The following is an 11,303-nucleotide window of genomic DNA, read 5'->3' as shown; positions in this document are numbered from 1 at the left end:
TCAAAACGAAGAGTCGGCCGGCGCTCAGATATCCAGCACTTCCGTCGCGGCGAATTCGGCGCGTTCCTGGATGAAGCGGAAGCGGGCTTCCGGCTTGGTGCCCATCAGCGCGTCGACAGCATCCTTGGTCGCCGCCACGGCGTCGATGACATCGACCCTGAGCAGCGTGCGCTTCCTCGGGTCCATGGTGGTTTCCTTGAGCTGCGCGGCCATCATCTCGCCCAGGCCCTTGAAGCGGCCGATCTCGACCTTGGCGCGGCCGGTGAATTCGGTCCGCAACAGCTCGTCCTTGTGCGCATCGTCCCTGGCATAGGCAACCTTGCCGCCTTGCCGGATCGAATAGAGCGGCGGCACCGCCAGATAGAGATGGCCGCCATTCACCAGGTTCGGCATTTCCTGGTAGAAGAAGGTGATCAGCAGCGAGGCTATGTGAGCGCCGTCGACGTCGGCGTCGGTCATGATGATCACGCGGTCGTAGCGCAAATCCTCGTCGCGGTATTTCGAGCGCGTGCCGCAACCGAGCGCCTGAATCAGGTCCGATATCTGCTGGTTGGCGGCGAGCTTGTCGTTGCCGGCGCTGGCGACGTTGAGGATTTTTCCGCGCAGCGGCAGCACCGCCTGGCTCGCACGGTCGCGCGCCTGCTTGGCCGAGCCGCCGGCCGAGTCGCCTTCGACGATGAACAGTTCGGCGCCCGCGGCGGCGTTCTGCGTGCAGTCGGCGAGCTTGCCGGGAAGGCGCAGCTTGCGCACCGCGCTCTTGCGCGACACATCCTTTTCCTGGCGCCGGCGCACCCGCTCGTCGGCGCGCGCAATCACCCATTCCAGCAGCTTGGAGGCTTCCTGCGGATTGTCGGCCAGCCAGTGGTCGAAGGGATCGCGGATGGCGGTCTCGACAATGCGAATGGCTTCGATCGTTGCCAGCCTGTCCTTGGTCTGGCCGACGAATTCCGGCTCGCGGATGAAAACCGACAGCATGCCGGCCGCCGAGATCATAACGTCTTCGGAGGTGACGATCGAGGCGCGCTTGTTGCCGACCAAGTCGGCATAGGCCCGAAGCCCGCGCGTCAGCACATTGCGAAAGCCGGCCTCATGCGTGCCGCCTTCGCCGGTCGGGATGGTGTTGCAGTAGGAGTTGACGAAGCCGTCACCGCCGAACCAGGTCACCGCCCATTCCAGCGAGCCGTGGCCGCCCTGTTTTTCGCTCTTGCCGGCGAAGATCTCGCGGGTCACCTGGAAGTCGTCGCCAAGCGATGCCTTGAGATAGTCCTTCAAGCCGCCGGGGAAATGGAACTCCGCCTTGGCGGGCGTCTGGTCCTTTTCCTTGATCAGCGATGGGTCGCAGCTCCAGCGGATCTCGACGCCGCCGAACAGATAGGCTTTCGAGCGGGTCATGCGATAGAGCCGCGCCGGCTCGAAGGCGGCGCCCTTGCCGAAAATCTGCTCGTCGGGATGGAAGCGGATTTTGGTGCCGCGCCGGTTGTGCACTTCGCCGAGCTGCTCCAGCCCGCTCACCGGAACGCCGCGCGAGAACCTTTGGCGGTAAAGCTGGCGACCGCGCGCGACTTCGACTTCGAGATGGTCCGACAGCGCATTGACGACCGAGACGCCGACACCGTGCAGACCGCCGGAGGTCTCATAGACCTTGCTATCGAACTTGCCGCCCGAATGCAGCGTCGTCATGATGACTTCGAGCGCCGGCTTCTTGAATTTCGGATGCGGATCGACCGGGATGCCGCGGCCATTGTCGGTAACGGTCAGAAACCCGTCGGCCGACAGCTCAACATCGATGAAGGTGGCATGGCCGGCGACCGCCTCGTCCATCGAATTGTCGATGACCTCGGCAAACAGATGGTGCATCGCCTTGTCGTCGGTGCCGCCAATATACATGCCGGGACGGCGCCGCACCGGCTCCAGCCCCTCCAGCACCTCGATGTCGGCGGCGCTATAGCCCTCGCTGCCGTCCTTGGTCGCGGCAGGACGCTTCGTGGCCTGCACCAGCGGGTCGGCCGGGCGCGAAGGTGTCCGAGCCGGTTGGGGCTGCTTTTCCAGATTGCCGAAAAGATCGTTGTTGTCGTCCATGCCTGCCATAGAATCCGGTGCCGCGAATCACCCGTCGATACTGCCACGCTTTTCGGCGCCAAGCGACGGAAGTTCCTGTTACGTTCGGGGATTAAACCCTTCTTATCCTAAAACCTTTCGATAACCAAGCCGGCGGAAATAGGTCCAGCGAGAGGGGCCGCGATTCCTGAATCTTTAACAAAGCGGCCTAGCGTCGCCTCAACAAAACAAAAGACCACGAATGTCAGGGGTTGGTTGTGAGGGGCAAGGCCATAACGATGATTGGCATCGCTGCCGTCTTCGGCGCGATTTCAATCTTTGCCGCGGATTTCTGGGTGAAAAGCCAGGCCAAGGCCGATGCCGAAGAGAAAACGGCGTCGATCCCGGCGCCCGCCGTCCCCAAGATCGTCTTCAAGACCATCGTGGTGGCCAACGCGCCGTTGCGTTACGGCATGGAGCTTGACCGGGCGCAGCTCAGCGAAATCCCATGGTCCGAGGATTCGGTGCCGCAGGGCGCGTTCACCACAGTCAATGCATTGCTCGCCGAAGGCAGCCGCGTGGTATTGTCGCCGATCGAGATCAACGAGCCGGTGCTGATCAGCAAATTGTCGGGGCCGAACGGCCGCGCGACGCTATCCAACATGATGACGCCCGGCATGCGGGCGGTGACAATCCGCACCGACGAGATCGCCGGTGTCGGCGGCTTCGTCATGCCGGGCGACCGGGTCGACGTGGTGCTGACACGCGATGCGGGCGAAATCCAGGAAGTGGCCAAGAACGCGCAGGGCGCTGCCGGATCGACCGTTACCTCCGAGATCGTCGTCTCCGACGCCAAGGTGCTGACCGTGGGGCAGGGCGCCGACGAGCGCCAGACCACACCGCAGATCGCCAATTCCGTCACCATCGAGGTGACGACCGAAGGCGCGCAGAAAGTGGCGCTTGCCCGCACCGTCGGCACCTTGTCGCTGTCGCTCCGCTCGGCCGCAGACGGAGGGGCCTCCAAGGACGGCGTCACCACCATCTCGTCCTTCGGCGGATCGGTCGCCTCCGGCGTCCAGGCCGCTGCCGGCGCGCTGTTCACTGCCGCGACCAAGGAGCCTGAGAAGCCGAAATTCAAGACGATCATCGTGACGCGCGGCACGCAGGTCGAAGAATACCAGGTTCCTGCGCGGGACCAGCAATAACTGCCGGTGGGGACCGGGCGAGGGACGGGACAGATGTCGGGACTTCATGCATTTCGAACTACGAAAGGGCTGCGCCCAATGCGGGCGCTTGCGGTGGGGGCTTGCCTGGCCGCGGCCGCAATGCTCGGCCTCAGTGCGCCAGCCAAGGCCGACAACGATATCGTCCATGTCTCGTCGACAACGAATGCGTCGATCAAGGTAGCCAAGGGCAAGCCGAAGACGGTCATGACCAATGCCGCCTTCTACCAGATCGTCATCGGCGATCCGGAGATCGCCAACGTCAATCCGCTGACCGACAAATCCTTCTATGTGCTGGGCAACAATCTCGGCACCACCGGCATCGCGCTGTTCGACGAGAACAAGCAGTTGGTCGGCACCGTCGACATCGAGGTGACGCTGGACACCGACCAGCTGGCCAGCACCATTCGCGCCAGCGTGCCGGACGCCAAGATCAAGGTCGGCTCGGCCAATGGCCGCGTCGTGCTGTCGGGCGAGGCCGATGACGCGGTCGCCGCCGAGAAGGCAAGCAAGATCGCCAGCCGCTTCTCCGGCAATGAAGAAGTGATCAATTCGGTCAACATCTCGTCCTCGCAGCAGGTTCAGCTCAACGTCCGCTTCGTCGAGATCAATCGCCAGGCCGGACAGGATCTCGGCGCCAAATACAGCGCCAATTTCGCTTACGGCATTGGCGGGCGCGACGTCACCCTCGATCCTGGCACGGTGCCGGGAGCCGGCAATGGCGAGATCATCGGCCGGCTGCTGTCCAACGGCCTGTCGATCGACGTCGCCATCAAGGCGCTGGAGGAACGTGGTCTCGCCAGGCGGCTGGCCGAGCCGAACCTGATCGCCCGCTCGGGCCAGACGGCAAGCTTCCTCGCCGGCGGCGAGTTCCCGATCCCGGTCTCCGAGGACAATGGCAAGATTTCCGTCAGCTACAAGAAATACGGCGTCAGCCTCGACTTCACGCCGACGGTTCTCAAGGACGGGCTGGTGAGCCTCGACATCGCGCCGGAAGTGTCCTCGATCGACGCTTCGGCCTCCTACAATATCGGCAATATCTCGGTCCCGGGCTTTATCGTGCGCCGCGCCAAAACATCCGTCGACCTGAAGAATGGCCAGAGCTTCATGATCGCCGGCCTGCTGCAGTCACAGAACGACATTACCACATCGCGTCTTCCCGGCCTCGGCAAGCTGCCGGTGCTCGGCTCGCTGTTCTCCTCCAAATCCTATCAGCGGCGCGAGACCGATCTGGTGATCATCGTCACCCCCTATCTGGTCAAGCCGGTCGATCCGTCGAAGAAGCTGCTCGAGCCGACCGACGGCACGCAGCCGGCCAGCAATGTCGACTATTTCCTCAACAACACCGAGGAAGTGAAATCGTCCGAAGCCAATCGTGCAGTGGCAATGGCCAGCGGCAGTACGGCACAGCCGGCCGCGGTCACCACCGTCGGGCATTTCCTCGACCTGCCGAAGGATTGAAGCCATGCGCGTGGAATCATGCATCGCCCTGCTGATCGCCGGCCTCGCCGGCGGCTGCACCAGCGACGACTATGTCCGCTCCGAGGGACCGACGATTGCCGCCGGCAACGCACAGGCCGCCAATACGGCCATGCAGATGGTCGATCCCTGGAAATACGGCGTCCAGAACACCAGGCTGCTGGTGCCGGCGCAGCGCAGTGAGGCGGCAGTCAACGCCGCCGACCAGGCTGCTGCTGCCAAGGCCGTGCAACCGACAGCGACAACCGATTGATTTGCCCGGTGATTTGACCGGGAATGACCTGACAGGCTGACAAAATGGCAAGCGGCATCAAGACCAAGAAGATCCTGCTGGTGTCCAGCGACCGGACCTTTGCGCAGGATACGCGCACCGCGTTCGCGGCCTCGGAGGTGATCCAGCTTTCGACCGTCGAGAAGAACATTACCGAACTGCGCGGCGAGGTCCAGGAAGCCGATTTCGGCGCGCTCATCGTCGACATGGATGCGGCAAAGCTGGAAGAGATCGAGTCGCTGCAGCGCATCATGCGCCGGCTTGAAGGCCGCGTTCCGGTGGTCGTCGTCACCCAGGAATTCAACGCAGCCGCAGTGCGTATCCTGGTGCAGCTCCAGGTCGCCGATTTCCTGGTCAAGCCGATCACCACCGCCGATCTGGTGCGGTCGGTCGTGCGCGCGCTGCAAGGGCCGGGGCGCGAGGAAAACACAGAGTCGCAGATCTATACCTTCATGCCGGCCGCCGGCGGCGTCGGCACCACGACGCTGGCGCTGCAGACCGCCTTCCAGCTGCATCATTCGGTGACGCGCGGCGCGTCGACCTGCGTGGTCGACCTCAACTTCCAGCAAGGCGCCTGCGCCGAATATCTCGACCTTGAGCCGCGCTTCGACATCACCGAAATCGAGAACCAGCCCGAGCGCCTCGACCGTCAGCTGCTGGATGTGATGCTGTCCAAGCATTCGAGCGGGCTCTGCGTGCTGGCGGCGCCAACGCATCCGTCGGAAATGCGCTCGTTTAAGACCGACGTCGTGGTGCGCATGCTCGATCTCGTCTCGGCCTATTTCGACAACGTCGTCATCGACATGCCGCGCACCTGGTTTCCGTGGACGGAAACGGTGCTGCTTGGCTCCAACAAGCTTTACATCGTCGCCGAAATGACGGTGCCGTGCCTGCGCCATACGCAGCGGCTGATCCAGGCGGTCTACGAGACGGCAGGCAAGGAAGTGAAGCCGAACGTGATCGTCAACCGTTTCGAGCAGAAGATGTTCGACAACGGCATCAAGCAGGCGGATGTCCAGGAAATCCTGGGCGAGCATTTCGTCGGCGGCATCTCCAACAATTACCGGCTTGTGCGTGAAGCTGTCGACCGCGGCGTGCCGCTGCATGAGATCGACCCGAACGCCAATGTCGTCAACGATCTGAAGAGGATCATCCTGCCGGAAGAAGCCGTGGTGACGCCGGAGAAATCGCGCTCGCTGTTCGGCATCGGCAGGGGCCTCCTGAAGAGGAAAGCCGGATGACCAGCCGCTTCTCGACCCTGCAGAACCGTGACGTCCGCGCGCTGAAGCCGGCCGAGGCGGCGCCGGTCGCGCATCACGCCGTGGTCATCCCGACGAACCGCAAGGCCTTGCCGCCGAAGCCGGAGACAACACCGGGAAAAAGCGCCAACAAGGTGCTCGATGCCCGCGTGCGCATCCACCGGCTGCTGCTCGAGGAAATCAACCTGGTCGCGCTGGAGCGCCTGCCCAAGGATGAGATGCGCCGGCAGGTGCAGGAGTTCGTGTCGGAAAAGACCCGCCAGGAGCGTATGGCGATCAACACCGTCGAACTTGAAGCGCTGGTCGATGACATCGTCGATGAGATGGTCGGCCTCGGCCCGCTGGAACCGCTGCTCAAGGACCCCGACATCAACGACATCCTGATCAACGGCCACCAGAACTGCTTCGTTGAAAAACGGGGCAAGCTGCAGCAGGTCCATATCCCGTTCAAGGACGAGGCGCACCTGTTGCGCATCGTCAACAAGATCGTCGCCGCCGTCGGCCGCCGGGTCGACGAATCGCAGCCGATGGTCGATGCCCGCATGCTCGACGGCTCGCGCTTCAACGCCGCCATTCGCCCGGTCGCCGTCGACGGGCCGCTGGTGTCGATCCGCAAGTTTTCAAAGAACAAGCTCGGCCTGCACAAGCTGGTCGAGTTCGGCGCCATCACCCAGAACATGGCCGAGGTGCTGGCGGCTGCAGTCCACGCCCGCAAGACGACCATCATCTCGGGCGGCACCGGCACCGGCAAGACGACGATGCTCAACGCATTGTCGGCCTTCATTCCGGAAGACGAACGGCTGATCACCATCGAGGACGCGGCCGAACTGCAGCTGCAGCAGCCGCATGTCGCGCGCATGGAAACGCGCCCCGCCAACATCGAAGGTCATGGCGAGCTGAAGCAGCGCGACCTGGTCAAGAACGCGCTGCGCATGCGCCCCGACCGCGTCATCCTCGGCGAGTGCCGCGGCGAGGAGGCCTTCGACATGCTGCAGGCGATGAACACCGGACATGAAGGCTCGATGGCGACCATCCACGCCAACACGCCGCGCGACGCCATTTCACGCCTCGAGCAGATGCTGGGCATGACCGGCATGCCGATGACGGTGCAGTCGATCCGCAGTCAGATCGCCAGCGCGCTCGACCTTATCGTCCAGCTGACGCGACTGTCGGACGGCAAGCGCAAGGTGACCAGCGTCGCCGAGGTGACCGGCATGGAAGGGGACGTCATCCAGATGCAGGAGATATTCCGCTTCGTGCGCACTGGCATGGAGGCCGACGGCAAGATCCTCGGTCACTACGAGGCGACCGGCATTCGCCCGCGTTTCCTCGAGGACCTGCGCAATATGGGCATTGAATTCCCCGGCAAATATTTCGAACCCGGCCGGCCGCAGGAGTAGCCGGGTGTTCGAGAATTTCAGCCCGATCTATGTCGTCTATGCCGCGGCAGCGCTGACCGGCATCATGATCGCCGAAGGCTGCTATCTGCTCTATGCCGGCCGCAGCGACAAGCGCCTGGCCATCAACCGGCGCATGAGGCTGCAGGAAAACAAGATCAGCCAGGAACAGGTGCTGATTCAGCTGCGCAAGGAACGCGGCCTCGATTCCGGCACGTCATTCTTCTCGCCCGACCGTTTTCGCGCGCTGCGCACGCAGTCTGGCATGGTGATGCCGTTGCCGAAATTCCTGACGATGACGACGGGCGTGGCGCTGGCCATGATGCTCGTCGCGCTCTGGTACGGCCTGCCGCTGTTGCTCGCCATTTTGCTGTTTGTGGTGCTGACAGCGCTGCTGCCGGTGATTGTGCTGCGTTCCAAGCGTGCCCGGCGGGTGAAGCGTTTCGGCGTGCAGTTGCCGGAGGCGCTGGAATTGATCACGCGCGGCTTGAAGGCCGGGCATCCGGTTCCGGTGGCGATCTCGATGGTGTCGCGCGAGATGTCCGATCCGATCGGCACCGAATTCGGCGTTATCTCCGACGAGGTGACTTATGGTTCCGACCTGGTTTCGGCGCTGAATTCACTGTTCGACCGCGTCGGCCAGGAGGATCTGCCGCTGTTCGTCACCGCGGTTTCCATCCAGACGAGTTCGGGCGGCAATCTGCGCGAGATCCTCGACGGGCTGTCGACGACGATCCGCGAACGCGGCAAGCTGCGCCGCAAGGTGCGCGCCATTTCGACTGAGGGTCGTATGTCGGCCTATATCCTGACGGCGGTGCCGGCACTGCTGTTCGCCACCATCATGGTGATGATGCCGCAATTCTATCAGAGCGTCTGGGATGTACCGAAGACGTGGTATCTGCTGGGCGGTTCCGTGACATGGCTGATGCTGGGCAACATCATCATGTTCAAGATGTCGAACTTCCGGTTCTGAGATGGAGCAGATGATCCAGTTTCTTGCATCGCTGGCGCCGACGTCGCTGATGCCGGTAGCCGCGCTGCTGCTGGTGTTGGGTGGCAGCGCGGTGGCATGGCCGCTCGTGGTAGCCAAAGGCGACCGCAACGATCTCAAGCGCCGGCTCAAGATCGACGACAGCAAGACTCCCCAACAGGCCGAGGCGGCGCCGAAGAAGAACCAGAGCGCCGTGCGCGAGAAGGCGGTGAAGCGGGCGCAGGAATTCTACGCCAAGAGCGATCCGGAAAATGTCGCCCGGTTGCGTATGAAGCTGATCCAGGCGGGCTATATGGAGCCGCGCGCGATCGGCACATTCTTCCTGATCCGCTTCGCCTGCCTGGTGGGCGCAACGATCGGCGCGTTCCTGGTCAACCATTGGATGGGCAGCGCCGATTCCACCGCGACCAGCCGCTGGACCTTCATCATCCTGTCGGGAGCCGCCGGCTATTTCGTGCCCGGCCTGGTGCTCAGCCAGAAGGTGCGGGAAAAGATGAGCGAATACCGCAACGGCTTTCCCGACTTCATGGATTTGATGATCGTCTGCTCCGATGCGGGCATGAGCATGGAGGCAGGCATCGAGCGGGTCTCGAAGGAACTGGCCAAGACCTATCCGTCGCTGAGCCAAAACCTGCAGCTGGTGTCGCTGGAACTCAGGGCCGGCCGCAGCCTCGACGATGCCTTGAAGGCGCTCGCCGACCGCCTCAGCCTGGACGAGGTGCGCTCCTTCGCCACGCTTTTGCAGCAGTCGAAGGAACTCGGCACCAGCCTTGCCGGGGCGCTGCGCGTGTTCTCCGACGAAATGCGCCACAAGCGCATGTCGCTGGCCGAGGAGAAGGCACATGCCTTGCCGGCCAAGATGTCGGTGCCGGTGGTGGTGTGCATCCTGCCGGTGGTGCTGATGATCGCCGTCATCCCGATCATCGTCAAAATGACGGCGGTTCAGTAGATACCTAGGGGATTGCCCGGCGGCTTCTTGCGGTTACTCACTCCAACTACGCTTCATCTGGATGTCGAAACCCGGCCGGTTCGGTCGCTCTCCTTCGGCAAAATCCGCAAAGCAAAATGAGTGAGCCGTCCATGCGAATAGTCTTGTGCACCGCTTTCCTCGGCCTGGCCGCCACCAGTCTGTCGCCGGCCTCGGCCGCGGCCGACGATTGCGGCGATGCTGCCGCCCTGGTTCAACAGGCCTATCCCAGGGCCCAAAAGAGCGCAGACGGCGCCTCGTTCACGCTCGAACCCCATACCAGCATCGCCGTGACGCTCCCGGATACGCCGTTTGGCCTCGTCTGCAAGATATGGCCTGCCCATGACGATCTGTTGCTGGTCGCGGTGCCGCTCATCGACAGCAGCCAATCCAGTGACGACGGGCATGTCGGCGATGTCGACCTTCTGGTCGTCGACAGGAAGACCCGGCAGGTGCGCCAGCGCCTGCTCCAGCCCGGGCTGATGACCGATGATGCCATCGCCATCAACAAGGTCGAATTCGATACCGGCCGCTATGGCCTGGCGCCCGGTGTCACCGGCTTTGGCCTGCGCATCCAAATGGCGAGCCATTCGCGGCCCAATCCCTTCAGCGAAACCGACCTGCGGCTCTATGCCCTTCACGGCGGTGATCTGCGCCTGGTGCTCGACGGCATCATCGTGGCCGGCTTTGGCGGCGAAGGCGACACCAATTGCGCAGGATCCTTTCAATCCAACCGGGTCAGCCTGGCGATGAGCCCGGCGAGACATCACGGCTATCACGACATCACAGTGTTCGAGCGGTTGGACACCGACAATCCGTCTGTCGACAAGAATGGCGAGTGCCAGTCCCATCCCGGCAGGTCCATGAAACGAACCTACCGGCTGCGCTACGACGGCAGGCGCTATCAGTTTCCGGCGGGGCTCAAGGCGCTGGAGCCGGAATAGGCTTCGGTTGGTTAATGGCTTCTGTGCCCGAAACCAAATTTTAGGCGCGTTTCCGCACTGAAGTTTAATCGCCCTGTTGTAGTCTGCTTCCTCAGAGAACGACCCGGTAAATCGGGCGATTGGGGCCAGGGGCATGCGTCACAGAAGTTTCTCGGCAATGGCCGCGCTAGCGGCGGTCTTGATGGTCGGCGGCTGCACGACCGACAACGTCGACAAAACCAAGACCACATCGATCCAACCGGTGGCAAAAGACGTCAGCACCTCCGACCTTGCGCAAGGCAAGGCGCAGTTCCGCGAGGCCAATTACGGCCTTGCCGAACAGCATTTCCGCAAGGCCGTGGAACTGAAGGCCGACAGTGCCGAGGGATGGATGGGGCTTGCCGCCTCCTATGACGAACTCGGCCGCTTCGACTTCGCCGACCGCGCCTACGACCAGCTTTTGAAGGTTGCCGGGCGCAAGCCGCAGATTGTCAACAATATGGGCTATTCGCAGCTGCTGCGCGGCAACAAGAAGAAGGCGAGAGCGCTGCTCATGGAAGCAAGGGCCGGCATGGCCGACCCGAGCGTGATCAACGCCAATCTGGCGCTGCTCAACAAGGGCTGAGACTAGGGACACTCGCGTGCCGAGCTTCGCGGGACGGCAGTCGACGCTTTGTAAACCCTGTCGGCAGGTTGCTTTGAAAACCGGCCGAAAACGGTATCTCCGGCCGGTTGCATGCCTATGATGCGCCACAA

The 11,303-nt window shown here is 62.9% G+C and carries 10 protein-coding genes; 9 read left to right on the top strand and 1 reads right to left on the bottom strand.

The genetic code is table 11. From position 1 onward, the window contains the following. Positions 1–24 precede the first annotated feature (24 nt). Positions 25–2,079 (bottom strand): DNA topoisomerase IV subunit B, encoded by a 2,055-nt coding sequence (gene parE, locus NKI06_RS03130; RefSeq protein ID WP_352983996.1) that lies wholly within the window; start codon positions 2,077–2,079, stop codon positions 25–27. 257 nt (positions 2,080–2,336) lie between these two features. On the opposite strand from parE, the gene cpaB reads away from it, so the two are divergent. The 9 genes from cpaB (at position 2,337) to NKI06_RS03085 (ending at position 11,172) form a co-directional block, all read left to right on the top strand. Next, a complete protein-coding gene (cpaB, locus tag NKI06_RS03125) occupies positions 2,337–3,242 on the top strand; it encodes a Flp pilus assembly protein CpaB (protein WP_352983993.1) in 906 nt (301 codons plus the stop codon). 78 nt (positions 3,243–3,320) lie between these two features. Next, positions 3,321–4,721: a type II and III secretion system protein family protein gene (locus NKI06_RS03120; RefSeq protein WP_031197419.1), complete on the top strand. Its 1,401-nt coding sequence runs from the start codon at positions 3,321–3,323 to the stop codon at positions 4,719–4,721. Between the two features lie 4 nt (positions 4,722–4,725). After that, entirely contained in the window at positions 4,726–4,992 is a 267-nt protein-coding gene (locus NKI06_RS03115) for a hypothetical protein (RefSeq protein WP_023667602.1), read from the top strand. A gap of 44 nt (positions 4,993–5,036) precedes the next feature. After that, positions 5,037–6,251: a CpaE/TadZ family protein gene (locus NKI06_RS03110; RefSeq protein ID WP_352511669.1), complete on the top strand. Its 1,215-nt coding sequence runs from the start codon at positions 5,037–5,039 to the stop codon at positions 6,249–6,251. Continuing rightward, positions 6,248–7,669, top strand: coding sequence for a TadA family conjugal transfer-associated ATPase (locus NKI06_RS03105; RefSeq protein WP_023667600.1), 1,422 nt, complete (start codon positions 6,248–6,250; stop codon positions 7,667–7,669). The genes NKI06_RS03110 and NKI06_RS03105 overlap by 4 nt, the downstream gene beginning before the upstream one ends. Positions 7,670–7,673: 4 nt before the next feature. Then, on the top strand, positions 7,674–8,639 hold the full coding sequence (locus NKI06_RS03100) for a type II secretion system F family protein (protein ID WP_023704530.1): 966 nt from the start codon (positions 7,674–7,676) through the stop codon (positions 8,637–8,639). A gap of 1 nt (position 8,640) precedes the next feature. Next, positions 8,641–9,606, top strand: a complete 966-nt coding sequence (locus NKI06_RS03095; RefSeq protein WP_352983989.1) for a type II secretion system F family protein — start codon at positions 8,641–8,643, stop codon at positions 9,604–9,606. Between the two features lie 131 nt (positions 9,607–9,737). Further along, complete coding sequence (locus NKI06_RS03090) at positions 9,738–10,568, top strand: PA3715 family protein (RefSeq protein ID WP_352983986.1); 831 nt, start codon at positions 9,738–9,740, stop codon at positions 10,566–10,568. Positions 10,569–10,701: 133 nt separating this feature from the next. Then, positions 10,702–11,172, top strand: coding sequence for a hypothetical protein (locus NKI06_RS03085; protein WP_352983984.1), 471 nt, complete (start codon positions 10,702–10,704; stop codon positions 11,170–11,172). The last annotated feature ends 131 nt before the right edge of the window (positions 11,173–11,303 follow it).

This window comes from Mesorhizobium sp. M0772 (assembly GCF_040320135.1).
Lineage (GTDB): Bacteria > Pseudomonadota > Alphaproteobacteria > Rhizobiales > Rhizobiaceae > Mesorhizobium.
This window is presented reverse-complemented; position numbering and strand designations above follow the sequence as displayed.